Genomic DNA, 17,041 nt, shown 5'->3' on the forward strand with positions numbered 1-17,041 from the left:
GCTTACGTGCCGCAGCGGGGCCTGACACAACGATCGACGGCCGAGCACCCGCTGCGGAGTCGCCCGGTGCCGGCCACCACGTCACAGCTCGAAAGGCCCCTCCCGTGAAGAACCTGCAGCGCCCCTCCGGCATGCCCGCCCACAAGTACACCCCGTACCAGCAGAACTTCCCGTTCGACATGTCCGACCGCACGTGGCCGGACAAGGTGGCCACCACGGCGCCGCGCTGGTGCGCCGTGGACCTGCGGGACGGCAACCAGGCCCTGATCGACCCCATGGACTCCCACCGCAAACTGAGGATGTTCCAGCTGCTCGTGCGCATGGGCTTCAAGGAGATCGAGGTGGGCTTCCCGTCCGCGTCCCAGACCGACTTCGACTTCGTGCGCACTCTGGTGGAGGGCGGTCACATCCCGGACGACGTCTCGATCCAGGTGCTGACCCAGTCCCGGGAGCACCTGATCGAACGCACCTACGAGGCCATCGACGGCGCCAAGAACGCGATCGTGCACCTCTACAACTCCACCTCCACCCTGCAGCGGCGCGTGGTGTTCCAGCAGGACATGGACGGGATCGTGGACATCGCCCTGACCGGCGCCCGGCTGTGCCGCAAGTACGAGGAGCAGCTCAGCGGCACGAACGTGGTGTACGAGTACTCCCCGGAGTCCTACACCGGCACCGAGCTGGATTTCGCGGCCCGGATCTGCAACGAGGTGGCCGAGACCTTCGAGATCGGCGACGGACGGCAGATGATCGTCAACCTGCCCGCCACCGTGGAGATGGCCACCCCCAATGTGTACGCGGACACCATCGAGTGGATGGGCCGTCACCTGTACCACCGGGAGGACATCATCCTGTCCCTGCACCCCCACAACGACCGCGGCACGGGTGTGGCCGCCGCGGAGCTGGGCTACCTGGCCGGGGCGGACCGGATCGAGGGGTGCCTGTTCGGCAACGGCGAGCGCACCGGCAACGTGGACCTGGTGACCCTGGGTCTGAACCTGCTGACCCAGGGAGTTGACCCGCAGATCGACTTCTCGGACATCGAGGAGATCCGCCGCACCGTGGAGCACTGCAACCAGCTGCCCGTCCCCGAGCGCAGCCCGTACGGCGGGGACCTGGTGTTCACGGCGTTCTCGGGCTCGCACCAGGACGCCATCAAGAAGGGCTTCGAGGCCATGCAGCGCGACGCCGAGCAGCAGGGCGTGGGCGTGGACGACCTCGAGTGGGCGGTGCCGTACCTGCCCATTGACCCCAAGGACGTGGGGCGCAGCTACGAGGCCGTGATCCGCGTGAACTCGCAGTCCGGCAAGGGTGGTGTGGCCTACCTGCTCAAGAGCGAGTACGGGATCGACCTGCCCCGCCGCGCCCAGATCGAGTTCTCGGGTGCCGTGCAGAAGTACACGGAGACGTCCGGTTCCGAGGTCTCGGCGCAGCAGCTGTGGAAGATCTTCTCGGACGAGTACCTGCCCACCACGGACGGCACCTCCCGGTGGGGCCACTACCGCATCACCTCCATCTCCACCCACGCGGAGGACGAGGGCGGCACCGTGCTGGAGATCGGTCTGGACGTGGGCGGTGAGCACCGCGAGCGCACCGCGCAGGGCACCGGTCCCATCGACGCCCTGATCAACCTGTTCAACCAGGAGGGTGTGGACGTGCGCCTGCTCGACTACACCGAGCACACCCTGTCCGCCTCTGCGAACGCCCAAGCGGCCAGCTACGTGGAGCTGGCGGTGGGGGACCGGGTGCTGTGGGGTGCCGGCATGGACAGCAACACCACCCGTGCATCGCTCAAGGCCGTGATCTCGGCCGTCAACCGCGCGGTGCGGGACGCCCAGGGCGCCGAGCAGGACTGAGCCCGACGTCCCCGTCCGGGCTCGCGGGGGGCTGCGGTTCCGCGCCCGTCGGGGCCCCGGCCAGCACAGCCGGGCCCCGACGGTGCACCGCGGGGATCGTCGGACCCCGGTGGCTCCGGATGACGGTGGCTCCGGACCGCGGCGCAGCCACCGGCCCGGCACCGAGCGGTCCCCGGCGGGGCACGGACCGCACCGCCACGGTCCGGCAGACCGAGGGGCGGCGTCGTCCGTGCGGGCCGCGCTCCGGGACCAGCGCCCAGGGCACCGCGCGGGGTGGCACAATGGCGCGCGTGGCCCGTTCAACCTTCGCCTCGCGCAGCTACCGCGACGACGCCGTGGTGCTGCGCACCTACAAGCTGGGTGAGGCGGACCGCATCGTGATTCTGCTCAGCGCCGAGCACGGGCAGGTGCGGGCCGTGGCCAAGGGCGTGCGCCGCACCACGTCCCGTTTCGGGGCCCGCCTCGAGCCGTTCAACGTGGCCGAGGTGCAGCTGGTCCACGGGCGGACCCTCGACATCGTGTCCCAGGCCATCGGCAAGCGGTCCTACGGGGAGCGGATCGCCTCCGACTACGAGAGCTACACCGCGGCCGCGGCCATGGCGGAGACGGCAGAGAAACTCACCGCCGACGACCGCGACACCTCCTCTCAGCACTACCGGCTGCTCGTCGGAGCGCTCTCGGCGGTGGCCCGGGGGATGCACGAACCCGGGCGGATCCTCGACTCGTACCTGCTGCGGGCCGTCTCCCTGGCGGGGTGGACGCCGAGTTTCGTGGACTGCGCCCGCTGCGGTGCTCCCGGGCCCCACCGGTCGTTCTCCGCCGCACTCGGCGGCGCCGTGTGCCCGCAGTGCCGCCCCCCGGGCTCGGCCGCACCGAGCGACGCCACGTTCCAGCTGCTGGACGGTCTGCTGCGCGGTCACTGGCCCACCATCGACGCCGCCGATCCCCGGACGGCGCGTGCGGCGGCCGGGTTCGTGGCCACCTACGTCCAGTGGCACATGGAGCGCACCGTGCGAGCCCTGGCTCTCGTGGAGCGAGCGGGAACCTGGGACGCAGCACCGGAGGCCCCCGCAGACCGCTGACCCGCACGGGGTGGGCCGTGCCAGGTCCTAGGGTGGGGGAGTACCGACCGTCGCTCCGAGAGGACCACCGCGTGAACCGCTTCAGCCCCCCGCCGCCGCACTCCAGCGGGGAGACCGCGCCCGACATCAACCCCGCCCTTCTTCCCCAGCACGTGGCGCTCGTGATGGACGGCAACGGCAGGTGGGCCAATCAGCGGGGGCTCCCGCGCACGGAGGGCCACAGGGCCGGGGAACGGGCTCTGATGGACGTGGTGGCCGGTGCCATCGAGCTGGGCATCCCCAACGTCTCCGCATATGCCTTCTCCACGGAGAACTGGAAGCGCTCACCGTCCGAGGTGGCCTTCCTCATGAACTTCACGGGGGACGTGATGTCCCGCCAGCTGCCCACGTTCCAGGAGTGGGGGATCAGGGTCCGCTGGGCCGGGCGACGCCCGCGGCTGTGGGGCTCGGTGATCAAGCGGCTGGAGACCGCCGAGCGCGAAACGGAGGGCAATGACGTCATCACGCTGACCATGTGCGTGAACTACGGCGGCCGGGCGGAGATTGCAGACGCCGCCGCAGCCATGGCCCGTGACGCCCGTGAGGGTCTGCTCAAGCCGGGGTCCATCACGGAGGACACCGTGCAGCGGTACCTGGACGAGCCGCAGCTGCCGGACGTGGACATGTTCCTCCGGTCCTCCGGGGAGCAGCGGCTGTCCAATTTCATGCTCTGGCAGTCCGCCTACGCCGAGCTGGTGTTCCTGGACGCGCTCTGGCCGGACATGGACCGGCGGGTGCTGTGGCGAGCCGTCCAGGACTACGTGGAGCGGGACCGGCGCTACGGGGGAGCGGTGGATCAGGCGGTGAATCCGGAGGGATCCTGACGGGCTCAATGCTGGAAGTCTTCATCAAAACTTGAGCGCCAACCCGTGACACTCACCTGAAACTTGAAGCACTAGGGCACCGATCACGCCACCCAGTGGCTCCCGCGGCTCCCCGTCCGACGCAGACCGATCTCGGCCCGGAGCCCGTGTGGGAAACTGGACCCATGCGCGTGTATCCCGCCTTCTTCAAGGCCGCCTTCTCCTGGATGGATCCCGAACTTGCCCACACCCTGGGTTTCGCTGGCATCTCGCTGACCCGTCGTTGCGGACTGGGCCGCGTGCTCTCGCGGTTCACCGCCCCGGATGCCGGGAACGAGGTGACCGTGATGGGCCTGACCTTCCCCTCGCCCTTCGGGCTGGCCGCCGGCTTCGACAAGGGGGCCACGGGAGTTCACGCCCTCACCGATCTGGGCTTCGGCCACGTGGAGGTCGGCACGGTCACGGGGCATGCTCAGCCCGGCAACCCCCGCCCCCGCCTGTTCCGGCTCGTGCGGGACCGCGCTGTGGTCAACCGGATGGGCTTCAACAACGACGGAGCCCAGGCGGTGGCTCCCCGCGTGGCGGCTGCGCTGCAGAGCCTGGCGCAGGAGGCGGCCCGGACCGGGCGGCGTCGTCCCGTGGTGGGCGTGAACATCGGCAAGACCAAGGCGGTGGAGCTGGAGCACGCCACCGAGGACTACGTGCGCAGCACGCGCTTGCTGGCCCCCTACGCGGACTACCTGGTGGTCAACGTGTCCTCGCCCAACACCCCCGGGCTGCGTCAGCTCCAGGAGCTGGACTCCCTCCGGCCGTTGCTGCGTGCCGTGCGCGCCGAGGCGGACCGTGTCACCTCCCGGCGGGTGCCGCTGCTGGTGAAGATCGCCCCGGACCTGGCGGACGAGGACGTGCTCGCCGTGGCGGACCTGGCCATGGACCTCGGGCTGGACGGCATCGTGGCCACCAACACCACGATCGCCCGTGACGGGCTGGGACTGACCACGGAGCAGGACGAGGTCGTGCGCTGCGGTGCCGGTGGCCTGTCGGGTGCCCCGCTGCGTCGGCGCTCCCTCGAGGTGCTCCGGCTGCTGAAGGCGCACGTGGGGGACCGTCTGGTGCTCGTCTCGGTGGGCGGTGTCACCACGGCGGAGGACGTCGTGGAGCGCCTGGATGCTGGTGCCTCCCTCGTGCAGGGGTACACCGCGTTCCTCTACGAGGGGCCGTTCTGGGCCGCACGGATCAACAAGGGCCTGCGGCGCGCGGCCCGGCGCACCACCCGCTGATCGTCGCCGCCCCGGCGAAGGACAGGGGCCCGGACCACCACCGTGGTCCGGGCCCCTGTCGTTCGAGTTCGGGCGTCACTCGGGACGTTCGCCCCGCCGCACCTGCGGCTTGGGAAGGCGCAGCCGGCGGATCGTGAACGCTCGCATGGACGCGTACCAGCGTGTGCCCCGCTGCACGGTGCCGAACTTGCGCTGCATGGCTTTGTGCATGCGCTGGGACATGATCACGGCGTCGATGATGCTCAGCGCCACGTACCCGTACACGACCCAGATCAGGGTCATGGCCAGGGACTGCACCGGCAGGAAGAGGATGAGGAACACGAGCAGCAGGAAGATCAGCACGTACTCGCCCACGTTGAACCGGGCGTCCACCCAGTCGCGCGCGAAGCGGCGCTGGGGTCCCGCGTCCCGCGGACCCAGATAGCGCTCGTCCCCGGCGGCCATGCCGGCCTGGGCCTGCGCGCGGCGCTGGCGCTCGGCCTGCTTGGACTCCGCCTTGGCGGCCTTGCGGTCCTCGGGAACCAGGGGGCGACGACGCGCGGCCTCCTGCTCCCGGCGGGTGGGCGTGGGGCGGCCCTTGCGGCCGTCGGCGGGCTGCCCGCCGCGGTCCGGGGTCTCGGCGGCCTCGGTCACGGCCGTGGCGCGCACGGCGGTGGAACCCGTGGATTCTTCTGTCTTCCTGCGTCCAAACACCCGACCAGCCTAACGGAGTCCCGGGCGGGCTCCGCGCGTGCGACCTGCCACCTCGCGGTCGGCGCCGTTAGGCTGGGCCCATGAGCACAGACTTCACACGTCCCAGTTCCGACACCGTCGAGGCCCTCCGGGCGAGCGTGGAGAGCTCCCGCGCCACGCTGCTCGGCGAGCTCGGTGAACTCGTCGCGATTCCCGGCATCGCCTGGGACTCGTTCGACGCCGCCGACCTGGACCGCAGCGCCGAGGCCGTCGCAGCCCTCCTGCGCGGTCTGCCGTTCGACAGCGTGGAGGTGCTGCGCGTGCCGTCGCCGGACGACGCGGGCCACCCGGCCGTCGTCGCGCGCCGGGCCGCGGCTCCGGGGCACCCCACGATCCTGCTGTACGCCCACCACGACGTGCAGCCCCCGGGCAGGCGGGAGCTGTGGAACACCGAGCCCTTCGAGGCCGTGGAGAAGGACGGACGTCTGTGGGGTCGCGGCGCGGCCGACGACAAGGCCGGAGTGATGGCCCACGTCGGAGCGCTCCGGGCGTTCTTCGAGCACCACGGTGAGGAGCCCGGACTGGGAATCACCGTGTTCGTCGAGGGTGAGGAGGAGGCCGGCTCGCCCGGTTTCGAGGCCTTCCTGGCGGCCCACAAGGACAAGCTCGCCGCGGACGTCATCGTGATCGCGGACTCCGCCAACTGGGAGGTCGGCGTCCCCGCCCTGACCACCACGCTGCGCGGCGTCGTCGGTGGGATCGTGGAGATCAGCGCGCTGGACCACGCGGTGCACTCCGGCATGTTCGGCGGTCCCGTCCTGGATGCGCCCACGCTGCTGTCCCGACTGATCGCCACGCTGCACGACGACGACGGTGCCGTGGCCGTGGCCGGGCTGCTGAGCGAGGACGCCACGGACGTGGACTACGACGAGGCCCGCTTCCGCGCGGACGCCGGCGTGCTCGACGGCGTGCAGCTGGCCGGGCGCGGCTCCATCTCCTCCCGGATCTGGACCCAGCCCGCCATCTCCGTGACCGGCATCGACGTCACGGACGTGGACCACGCCTCCAACACGATCGCGGCCAGCGCCCGCGCCAAGCTCAGCCTGCGCGTGGCCCCCGGGCAGGACCCCAAGGAAGCCGCCGAGGCACTGCGCACGCACGTGCTGGAGCACGCTCCGCTCGGTGCGCACGTGACGTTCGAGGTCGAGGAGGCCGGGCCGTCGTTCCGCGCGGACGACACCGCCGTGAGCTCGCAGATCGCGCTGTGGGCCTTCGAGCAGGCCTGGGGACGTCCGGCCGTGACCGCCGGGATGGGCGGATCGATCCCGTTCACCGCCACGCTCACGGAGGCCTACCCGGACGCGCAGATCCTGATCACCGGCATCGAGGACCCGGACACGCGCGCCCACAGCGCCAACGAGTCCCTGCACATCGGGGACTTCCTGCACGCCGTGACGGCCGAGGCCCTGGTCCTCACCGCCCTCGCCGAACAGGGGCGCGGCGCAGCGGAATGATTCCGCGCACCACCGCGTTCCACCCGCAGAACCGTTGAACCGCACTCAGGGGTAGGCCCCCGGGTCGCACAGAAAGCGAGCACCATGAGCGTCACCACGGACAACGAGACCACCCAGGACCTGCCCGCCCACGAGGTCCTGCTCACCGACAACGCCGCGCAGAAGGTCCGGGACCTCCTCGAGCAGGAGGGCCGCACGGACCTGCGCCTGCGCGTCGCGGTGCAGCCCGGCGGCTGCTCCGGGCTGATCTACCAGCTGTACTTCGACGAGCGGGTCCTGGACGGGGACCACCTCCGCGACTTCGGCGGCGTGGAGGTCATCGTGGACAAGATGAGCGTCCCGTACCTCAGCGGCTCCACCGTGGACTTCGAGGACACCATCTCCAAGCAGGGCTTCTCGATCGACAACCCCAATGCGCAGGGTTCCTGCGCGTGCGGGGACAGCTTCCACTAGGACCACGCCGTCGCGAAGGGGTGCGCAGGGCCTGACGGGCCCGGCGCACCCCTTTTCCGTGCCCGCACACCTCGGCCACGGCACCCCGTGACGCCCCCGCGCCGGCTCCACCGGGCGAGCGGACCCCTGCCCCCGCACGCGCACGACGACGCCGCGTGGCCCGGGGGAGCGGGACACCGCCCCGTGGCGGGCACGACACGGCGCGCTGACACAGAGTCAGCACATCGAGGGGGTGAGGGGTAAGCTTCCCAGGGAGAACCATTAACGGGCAACGTGTCCTCTGTGCCCACGCGCAGGACCGACGCCGAGCCCACGTACAGAAGAGGAAGGGCCGTCTGTGAGTTCGCAAACTCGAACCGGCAGCCGCCGCGGTCGGAAGCTGAAGCTCTCGGCAGTGGCAGTCCTGGCGACGATCTCGCTCACCGCGTGCTCGGAGCAGGTCGAGGTGGGCTTCCTGCCCACCGAACGTGGCACCACCGACAACGCCGATCTGATCATGGACCTGTGGATCGGCTCGTGGGTCGCGGCCCTGGCCGTCGGTCTCGTCGTGTGGGGCCTCATGCTCTGGTGCATGGTGGCCTACCGCCGGCGCAAGAACGAGACGGGCTACCCTCGCCAGCTCGCGTACAACGCGCCGCTGGAGATCTTCTACACCATCGTCCCGATCGCCATGATCGTGACCCTGTTCTTCTTCTCCTTCCGCGCCCAGACCGAGATCACGGACCGCTTCGAGAACCCGGACACCAAGATCCAGGTCTACGGCAAGCAGTGGGCGTGGGACTTCAACTACGTGGACGACGACGTCCACTACCAGGGCGTCCAGGCACACCTCACCGGTGAGCCGGGCGTCGAGGAGACGCTGCCCACCCTCTACCTCCCCGCCAACAGCGAGGTGGAGCTGGAGATCACCTCCCGTGACGTCATCCACTCGTTCTGGGTCCCGGCCTTCCTTGAGAAGATCGACATGATCCCGGGCCGCACCAACTACATGAGCTTCACCACCGGCCACGAAGGCACCTTCGCCGGCAAGTGCGCGGAGCTGTGCGGTGAGTACCACTCGGAGATGCTCTTCAACGTGGCCGTCGTGAGCCAGGAGGAGTACGACGCCCAGATGCAGAAGCTGCGCGACGAGGGCAACACCGGCCTCGTGGGCGACGAGTACAACCGCAATCCCAATCAGAACGCAACCTCCAACAACTAGGGGATAGGCAATGTCTACGCTCGAATATTCGCGGGACGACGCGGCAGCAGCCGCACCCCGCGTTGTCCCACGCTCCAAGGGCCGGGTGATCGTCAACTGGCTCACCTCCACGGACCACAAGACGATCGGGTACATGTACCTGATCTCCTCGTTCATCTTCTTCTGCGCGGGCGGCGTCATGGCGCTGCTCATCCGCGCCGAGCTCTTCCAGCCCGGCATGCAGATCCTGGAGACCAAGGAACAGTACAACCAGCTGTTCACCATGCACGGCACGATCATGCTGCTGATGTTCGGCACCCCGCTGTTCATCGGCTTCGCCAACGTCATCGTGCCCCTGCAGCTGGGCGCACCGGACGTGGCGTTCCCGCGACTGAACGCGCTGTCGTTCTGGTTCTTCCTGTTCGGCTCGCTGATCGCGGTGTCGGGCTTCCTCTCCCCACAGGGCGCCGCCTCCTTCGGCTGGTTCGCCTACGCGCCCTTGAACAGCACCACGTTCAGTCCGGGTGTCGGTGGTGACCTCTGGGTCTTCGGCCTCGGCCTGCAGGGCTTCGGCACCATCCTCGGTGCGGTCAACTTCATCACCACCATCGTGTGCATGCGCGCGCCCGGCATGACCATGTGGCGCATGTCCGTGTTCACCTGGACCACGCTGATCACCTCCATGCTGGTCATCATGGTCTTCCCGCCGCTGGCCTCCGCGCTGTTCGCGCTGGGCATGGACCGTCGCCTGGGTGGCCACATCTTCGACCCGGAGAACGGTGGCGCCATCCTGTGGCAGCACCTTTTCTGGTTCTTCGGCCACCCCGAGGTCTATGTGCTCGCGCTGCCGTTCTTCGGCATCGTCTCGGAGATCATCCCAGTGTTCTCCCGCAAGCCGATCTTCGGGTACAAGGGCCTGGTCTTCGCCTCCATCGCGATCGCGGCCCTGTCCGTGACCGTGTGGGCACACCACATGTACGTCACCGGTGCCGTGGCCCTCGGGTTCTTCTCCTTCATGACCATGATGATCGCGGTCCCCACCGGCGTGAAGTTCTTCAACTGGATCGGCACCATGTGGCAGGGATCGCTCACCTTCGAGACGCCCATCCTGTGGGTGCTGGGCTTCCTGTTCACGTTCCTGTTCGGTGGTCTGACCGGCATCATCCTGGCCACGCCGCCGCTGGACTTCCACGTGTCGGACACCTACTTCGTGGTCGCGCACTTCCACTACGTGATCTTCGGAACCATCGTGTTCGGCATGTTCGCCGGCTTCTACTTCTGGTGGCCCAAGTTCACCGGCAAGATGCTCAACGAGCGGATCGGCAAGATCCACTTCTGGCTGCTGTTCGTTGGCTTCCACATGACCTTCCTGATCCAGCACTGGCTGGGCGTGGACGGCATGCCCCGCCGGTACGCGGACTACCTGCCCGAGGACGGGTTCACCTGGATGAACCAGTTCTCCACCATCGGCTCCATGCTGCTGGGCGTGTCCATGATTCCGTTCTTCTGGAACGTGTACACCACCCACCGCAATGCCAAGAAGGTGGAGGTGGACGACCCGTGGGGCTTCGGCGGTTCCCTCGAGTGGGCGACCTCTTGCCCGCCCCCGCGCCACAACTTCACCTCGCTGCCTCGGATCCGTTCCGAGCGTCCCGCGCTGGATCTCCACCACCCGGAGCTCTCCGCGTTCTCGAGCCAGCAGTATGATGCCGAGACCCCCCTGGTCGGCGGCAGCGGAAGGAACGGACGATGAGCACGACTATCAAGACCTTCCTGATGCTCGGTGTCTTCTGCACCGTGGTCGGGTTCGTGTACGGCTACGTCACGGACTTCCAGGAGCTCGCCGGTTTCCCGGCTCTGCTGGCGGTCGCGGCCATGAGCTTCATGCTCGTGGTGTACCTCTGGCTCGTCCAGCGCTCCACCGGGGGCACGCTCCCGGAGGACCGCGAGGACGGCGAGATCGTGGAGATGTCCGGCGAGTACGGCGCCTTCTCCCCGTGGAGCTGGTGGCCGCTGCTGCTCGGCCTCGGTTGCGCGCTGTTCGTAACCGCTCTGGCCATCGACTGGTGGATCGTGGGACTTGCTGTCCCCGTGGCACTGCTCGGTCTGCTCGGACTCGTGTTCGAGCACAGCCGTGGGGACCACGCCCACTGAGGTCAGGCGTTTGAGGTTTACTCAAGGAGCCCGCACCATCTTCGGATGGTGCGGGCTCCTTCACGTTCACGGTCGTTATCCGTACGGCTGCATCGGGGCTGTCCGTCGACCGCTTACCCCGAGCAGGCCTCGTGACGTCAGGACCGGCTCCGTGGAAGTGAAAGGGGAGGGGGAAGGCAGACCGGCACCGGGTTATCCACCGGGCAGCCACTCGGGGACCCGTCCGTGGGAGTCTGCGCCTGTGATGAGGCCACGGATGATGGGTCCCCACGGAGAGGCTCGTACCGGCGTCCGTGTGGCCCGTGGAGCCATGTTGGCCCCTCCTAGCCTGAACCGGGCGTCCTGCAGCGCCTGAGCGCGTTCTGAAGGCCCCGTGCCTCATCGTCAGACGGTTCTCTCACCCGTCTCCTCTAGGTCCATGACCAGAGGTTGCCACCGTGTCCCGCATCCTAGTGCGCCAGAGGCCACGTCGGGCGGTGCACGATGTCTCTCGGTACCTCGGCTCCCCGGCACTTCGGGAGCTCGATGACCGGCCCCACGATGGCCCGACCGCTCGGCAGCCCGATGGATCGATAGACCCATAGGCCGGCAACTCGGGAACCTCATCAACCGCCAGTTAGGCAACCCGGCTGCGACGGTTCTGATCCGTCCGGCACGCACAGGGCTGGAGCTTTCGCGGTACAGGCTCCGACTGCCTCAGCAGAACGCTGAAGGCGCTGCGCTTCGTCCGTAGTCGGCGTGCCTGGGCGACGAGGCGCAGTGGACCGTACAGCGGGGGAATCGGACCCCGCAGACCCGCGGCGTCAAGCGCAGGGGAGAAGTATGAGCGCCTGACCGAGTGGTGGGGCCCGTGCAGGGCGGTCGTGCCCATGAGTTCGTGGATTGCTCTCTGAGGCCCCCAGGGCGCGCCCGTGCATGCCCATGCTGCGAAACTCTTCCCAACCAGCGGGGATCTCGACAGGAGGTTGGGGAGTGATCCCCTGCCTCCATGGCTCCTGCCCTCTGGCCGGCGATGTTCCTCGTGACGCGAGGACTAGCGTCGATGCGCTGGGAGGTCAGCTTTCCTCCTCCGTGACGTGGAGGCCAGCGTCGATGAGCTGGGGGGGCGGCTGTTGTACTCCGCAATGTGCGGGCCCGCTTTAGTCAGCTGGGGGCCGGCTCTCATCCTCTGTGACGCGAAGGCCAGGTTCAGTGAGCTGGAAGGCTTACTGCCGTGGGCCCCCTAGCCGGCGGTACGGCCGGGGCACGCCGTTCCATCCGCGCTGGAGCGCGCGGTCGTGGTGACCCCAGGTGGCTGGTGGCAGTCCGGCAGGGGCGCGGTGCGTCCCGACCGAGCGCATGGGTGCGTCCGGGCCGGGGCGTGGTGTCGGCGCGTGGGGACAACATCCGATGAAGCCCGGCGCTGCGGGCGTGGCAGTCTCGTGGCCTCTGCCGAAGTTTGCACCGCGGAAGATCCTCTATGACCAGACCAGCACCTACCCTCCGCGGTGGCGTCTCAAGAATCTGCAGACAGAGAGAGGGCCCGTGGAGATCCGAAGATCTCCACGGGCCCTCAGCCAAACGGGTGCTGGCCCTTATCTGGCTACTTCTCGATCTGCGCCGAGTGCGATCCGGCGCCCACGGACACCGGCTCCTCACCGTGGTGACCGTGTGCGGCCTCAAGCTCCGCCGGAGTCACGGGGGCCACACGGTCCTCGAAGAAGAACCGGCTCAGGCGGCCACGCATCTTCTCGGAGGACGTGATCTTGCCCTTCGCGTTCGCACGGGCGGGCTGCACCTGACGGTCCTCGAAGTCCACCAGCTTGTAGCGGCGGTACTCGTCGAGCGGTTCGTGGACCTCCACGAACTCACCGTGGGGGAGCGCCTGGATGCGACCGGACTCGCGGCCGTGCAGGACGATCTCGCGGTCCTTGCGCTGCAGCGACAGGCAGAACCGGCGCACGATGATGAACGCCAGGATGGGGCCGAGGAAGTACAGCGCGCGCAGCCAGTAGATGACGTCGTTCACGGCCAGGTGGAAGTGGGTCGCGATGAGGTCACCGGAGGCGGCAATCATCTGGACGGCGTAGAACGTCACGCCTGCCGCACCAACGGCCGTGCGGAACGGCGCGTTGCGGGGACGGTCCAGGATGTTGTGCACGCGGTCGTCGCGGGTCACCCAGCGCTCGATCCACGGCCACGCGAACATGGCACCGAACATGGCGGCCATGGGAATCAGCGGCAGCAGGATGGCCAGGGGGAGGACGATCCCGAAGATGTCCACCTCCCAGGAGAAGGGCCACGAGCCGGGCATGAGGCGCAAGCCACCGTCGGAGAAGCCCATGTACCAGTCAGGCTGCGAGCCGGCCTGCACGGGGGAGGGATCGTAGGGACCGTAGTTCCAGATCGCGTTGATGGTGGTGGTGCCGGCCATCAGCGCCAGGATGCCGAAGACGATGAAGAAGAACCCACCGGCCTTGGCCGCGTAGACCGGGCCCACGGGGAAGCCCACCACGTTGTCCTCCGTGCGCCCCGGGCCGGGGAACTGGGTGTGCTTGTGCACGACCACCATGAAGAGGTGGACCACGATCATCATGAGGATGAGCGCGGGGATGATCAGCACGTGGACGATGTACAGGCGGCCGATGATCGCGTCACCCGGGAACTCGCCGCCGAACATGAACATCGAGATGTAGGTGCCCACCACGGGGATGGACTTGGCGATGGCATCGGCAATGCGCAGGCCGTTTCCGGAGAGCACGTCGTCCGGGAGGGAGTAGCCGGAGAAGCCGGCCACGATCGCCAGGATGAACAGCACGCAGCCCACGACCCAGTTCAGCTCACGGGGGCGACGGAAGGCACCGGTGAAGAACACGCGGAGCATGTGCACGGACAGCGCCATCACGAAGAGCAGCGCGGACCAGTGGTGCAGCTGGCGCAGGAACAGCCCGCCGCGGATGTCGAAGGAGATGTCCAGGGTGGAGGCGTACGCGCCGGACATCTCCACGCCCTGCATGGGCACGTAGCTGCCGGTGTACTCGGTGGACGTCATGGTCGGGTCGAACCACAGGGCCAGGAACGTGCCGGACAGCAGCAGAATGACGAAGCTGTACAGCGCGACCTCGCCGAACATGAAGGACCAGTGGTCGGGGAAGACCTTCCGGCCGAACTCCTTCACGATCGAGGAGCCGCCCACGCGGGTGTCCACGAAGTTGGCGATGCGCCCGGTGTGAGTGGTGGGACGGTATTCGAAGTCAGTAGATGTGGACATCAGTTCGCCTCATCCTGCATGTCTTTGACGGCGAAACCGCGCTGGGAGTAGGTGGGTCCCACGGGTTCGTGGAAGTCGCTACGGGCAACGAGGTAGCCGTCGGAATCAACGGAAATGGGCAGCTGCGGCAGGGGGCGGGACGCCGGGCCGAAGATGACCTCACACTCGTTCGTGAGGTCGAACGTGGACTGGTGGCACGGGCACAGCAGGTGGTGCGTGTGCTGCTCGTACAGGGCGATGGGGCAGCCCACGTGGGTGCAGACCTTCGAGTAGGCGAAGATGCCGTCCACGTTCCAGTCCTTGCGGTCCTCGGACACGTTGACCTGGTCCGGGTCCAGACGCATGAGGAGCACCACAGCCTTGGCCTTCTCGTCGAGGTAGCCCTCTTCGTGGCCGAGGCTCGTGAGGTTCTCGGGGATCACGTGGAACGCGGAGCCCAGGGTGACGTCCGAGGCCTTGATGGGGGTCCCGGAGGGGTCGCGCACCAGACGGACGCCCTCGTCCCACATGGTGTGGCGCAGAACCTTGAGGTCGGTGGGGCCGAGGTCCTTGAGCAGTCCGACGAAGGGGAGGGGCATCAGGACGGCCGCACCGATCAGGGTGTTGCGCAGCAGGGGACGACGCTTCACACCGGACTCGTCGTAGATCGTGTTGAGGATGCTCTGCGCCTCGGCGCGCTGCTCCTCGGTGCGGATGTCGTGACGCATCTCCACGATCTCGTGGTCGGGCATCAGGGTGCGGGCCCAGTGGACCACGCCGATGCCGATGCCGAACATTCCGAGCGCGATGCCCAGGCCCAGCAGCAGGTTCTGCAGGCGCAGCTGGGAGGTGGGCTCGGTGTTCACCGCGTCGTACAGCGGGCCGTCCACGCGGACGCCGAAGTACCCCACGAAGAAGATCACGGAGCCGATGATGGAGAGCAGGAACAGCAGGACAACCTGGTGCTCGGCTCGCTTGGCCGCCTTGGGGTCTACGTCCGTCACACGGGGACGGTGCGGGGGAAGCCCCGGATTGGGGAACTGATCCAGGTCCGCTCCGTCCGAGGTGACAACCGCCCCGCTCTTGTGGGGAGTGCCGTCACGATGGTCGCCCATGTGGTCCCTCATTCTTCTCTTGGTGCTGTGAATAGTGTCTTGGGTGCCGGCTCGGGGCCGACGGGTGCTCTCAGGCGGAGCGGGAGGTCAGCCAGACGGTGAAGCCGATCACCACGACCAGGCCGATGGTCCAGATGAAGAGGCCCTCGGAGACGGGGCCCAGCGAACCGAGGCTGAAGCCGCCCACCGTGGTGTTGTTGTCGAGGGTCTTGAGGTACGTGATGACGTCCTGCTTCTCCTCGGGGGTGATGTTGGCGTCGTTGAACACCGGCATGTTCTGCGGGCCGGTCTGCATGGCCTCGTAGATGTGCTTCTCGCTGACGCCCATGAGGGAGGGAGCGTACTTGCCGCGCGTCAGCGCGCCGCCCTGGCCCGCAGCGTTGTGGCACATTGCGCAGTTGGCCAGGAAGACCTTGGCGCCGTTGGCGGAGTCGCCCTCCGCGATGTCGAGGTACTCCTCCTCGGGAACCGTGGGGCCGGCGCCGAGGGAGGCGACGTACGCCGCGAGCTGGTCGGTCTGCTCCTGGCTGAACTGCTCGGGCTTGACCGGGGCCTGGGGGCCCTGCATCTGCATGGGCATGCGGCCAGTGCCGACCTGGAAGTCAACGGCGGCGGCGCCAACGCCGATCAGGGACGGGCCGGAGTCGCTGCCCTGGGCCTGCATGCCGTGGCACGTGGAGCAGTTGGCCTGGAAGAGCTTCTCGCCCTCCTGGACGTCCTGAGCCGAGTAGCTGGTGGTCTCGGCCTTGGCTTCATTGGTGGTTGTGGCAACTGCGTAGAGTCCACCGGTCAGAAGCAAAGCCATGACCAGCAGCGCGAGGGCTGCCAGAGGATGGCGGCGCTTTTGTGAGAGTGCCTTCACGTCAAACGTTCCTTTTACTCGGTTCTAGATCAGGGAGGGGCGGATGGTCCGGAGGTGGACTACTTGATGAAGTAGACCAGGAAGAACAGGACGATCCAGACCACGTCGACGAAGTGCCAGTAGTAGGACACCACGATGGCCGAGGTGGCCTCGTAGTGGCCGAAGCGCTTGGCGACGAAGGCGCGGCCGATGATGAAGAGGAATGCAATCAGACCGCCGGTCACGTGCAGCGCGTGGAAGCCGGTGGTGATGTAGAAGGCAGAGCCGTAGGCGCTGGCCGAGATGGTGACGCCCTCGGCCACCAGGGAGGCGTATTCGTAGACCTGCACGGACACGAAGACGGCACCCATGAGGAAGGTCAGCGCGAACCACTCGGTGAGGCCCCACTTGGAGACCTGGAACAGGCCGCCGGTGCGCCGGGGCTGGAGCCGCTCGGCGGCGAACACGCCGAACTGGCACGTCACGGAGCTGAGCACGAGGATCAGGGTGTTGACCGACGCCATGGGGACGTTGAGCACTTCGGTGTTCTCCGCCCACACCTCGGGTGAGGTGGCGCGCAGCGTGAAGTACATGGCAAAGAGTCCGGCGAAGAACATCACTTCGGAGGACAACCACACGATGGTGCCCACGGAGGTGAGGTTGGGGCGAGTGATGCTCGCACCCACCGGTTTGGCTGGGGTATGAGTCGCAGTTGTCACAGAGACATTATGTCGCCAAAACTTCCGGCGGACCAACCATCTGGGCCTCGGGGGCCCACCGTGTCGCAGCATCGGGCCGGCGGGGGAGGGCTGTTGGGGGCCGC

At 68.0% G+C, this 17,041-nt stretch carries 14 protein-coding genes; 9 read left to right on the forward strand and 5 right to left on the reverse strand.

The features are described from left to right. The first annotated feature begins 104 nt into the window (after positions 1-104). From leuA to QL985_RS06110, 4 genes are all read left to right on the forward strand, one after another. Positions 105-1,856, forward strand: coding sequence for a 2-isopropylmalate synthase (gene leuA / locus QL985_RS06095; RefSeq protein ID WP_259918966.1), 1,752 nt, complete (start codon positions 105-107; stop codon positions 1,854-1,856). A 290-nt stretch (positions 1,857-2,146) separates the two neighbouring features. Then, complete coding sequence (gene recO, locus QL985_RS06100; RefSeq protein ID WP_259918964.1) at positions 2,147-2,938, forward strand: DNA repair protein RecO; 792 nt, start codon at positions 2,147-2,149, stop codon at positions 2,936-2,938. Between the two features lie 71 nt (positions 2,939-3,009). Beyond that, positions 3,010-3,801 (forward strand): isoprenyl transferase, encoded by a 792-nt coding sequence (locus tag QL985_RS06105; protein ID WP_019309227.1) that lies wholly within the window; start codon positions 3,010-3,012, stop codon positions 3,799-3,801. Between the two features lie 164 nt (positions 3,802-3,965). Next, positions 3,966-5,060 (forward strand): quinone-dependent dihydroorotate dehydrogenase, encoded by a 1,095-nt coding sequence (locus QL985_RS06110; RefSeq protein WP_019309226.1) that lies wholly within the window; start codon positions 3,966-3,968, stop codon positions 5,058-5,060. 75 nt (positions 5,061-5,135) lie between these two features. On the opposite strand, the gene QL985_RS06115 is transcribed toward QL985_RS06110, so the two are convergent. Next, the gene (locus QL985_RS06115; protein WP_029603120.1) at positions 5,136-5,753 is read right to left on the reverse strand and encodes a DUF3043 domain-containing protein; all 618 of its coding nucleotides are present in this window, start codon (positions 5,751-5,753) and stop codon (positions 5,136-5,138) included. Between the two features lie 80 nt (positions 5,754-5,833). Between QL985_RS06115 and QL985_RS06120 the strand changes: the two genes are divergently transcribed. The 5 genes from QL985_RS06120 (at position 5,834) to QL985_RS06140 (ending at position 11,033) form a co-directional block, all read left to right on the forward strand. Then, entirely contained in the window at positions 5,834-7,246 is a 1,413-nt protein-coding gene (locus QL985_RS06120; protein WP_102613298.1) for a dipeptidase, read from the forward strand. 84 nt (positions 7,247-7,330) lie between these two features. Beyond that, positions 7,331-7,699: an iron-sulfur cluster assembly accessory protein gene (locus QL985_RS06125; protein WP_259921359.1), complete on the forward strand. Its 369-nt coding sequence runs from the start codon at positions 7,331-7,333 to the stop codon at positions 7,697-7,699. Positions 7,700-8,093: 394 nt separating this feature from the next. Further along, positions 8,094-8,900: a cytochrome c oxidase subunit II gene (gene coxB / locus QL985_RS06130; protein ID WP_259906452.1), complete on the forward strand. Its 807-nt coding sequence runs from the start codon at positions 8,094-8,096 to the stop codon at positions 8,898-8,900. Positions 8,901-8,910: 10 nt separating this feature from the next. Further along, entirely contained in the window at positions 8,911-10,632 is a 1,722-nt protein-coding gene (gene ctaD, locus QL985_RS06135; protein WP_047978861.1) for a cytochrome c oxidase subunit I, read from the forward strand. Next, complete coding sequence (locus tag QL985_RS06140) at positions 10,629-11,033, forward strand: cytochrome c oxidase subunit 4 (RefSeq protein ID WP_019309220.1); 405 nt, start codon at positions 10,629-10,631, stop codon at positions 11,031-11,033. The genes ctaD and QL985_RS06140 overlap by 4 nt, the downstream gene beginning before the upstream one ends. Before the next feature lie 1,582 nt (positions 11,034-12,615). On the opposite strand, the gene QL985_RS06145 is transcribed toward QL985_RS06140, so the two are convergent. From QL985_RS06145 to QL985_RS06160, 4 genes are all read right to left on the reverse strand, one after another. Next, positions 12,616-14,283, reverse strand: a complete 1,668-nt coding sequence (locus QL985_RS06145; RefSeq protein WP_144801553.1) for a ubiquinol-cytochrome c reductase cytochrome b subunit — start codon at positions 14,281-14,283, stop codon at positions 12,616-12,618. After that, positions 14,283-15,377, reverse strand: coding sequence for a Rieske 2Fe-2S domain-containing protein (locus tag QL985_RS06150; protein ID WP_186319700.1), 1,095 nt, complete (start codon positions 15,375-15,377; stop codon positions 14,283-14,285). The genes QL985_RS06145 and QL985_RS06150 overlap by 1 nt, the downstream gene beginning before the upstream one ends. A 70-nt stretch (positions 15,378-15,447) precedes the next feature. Next, positions 15,448-16,239, reverse strand: a complete 792-nt coding sequence (locus QL985_RS06155; RefSeq protein WP_019309217.1) for a cytochrome c — start codon at positions 16,237-16,239, stop codon at positions 15,448-15,450. 59 nt (positions 16,240-16,298) lie between these two features. After that, positions 16,299-16,937, reverse strand: coding sequence for a heme-copper oxidase subunit III (locus tag QL985_RS06160; protein ID WP_144801559.1), 639 nt, complete (start codon positions 16,935-16,937; stop codon positions 16,299-16,301). Between the last annotated feature and the right edge of the window lie 104 nt (positions 16,938-17,041).

The sequence above is a fragment of the Kocuria sp. APC 4018 genome, from assembly GCF_030407675.1.
GTDB classification, from domain to species: domain Bacteria; phylum Actinomycetota; class Actinomycetes; order Actinomycetales; family Micrococcaceae; genus Kocuria; species Kocuria rhizophila.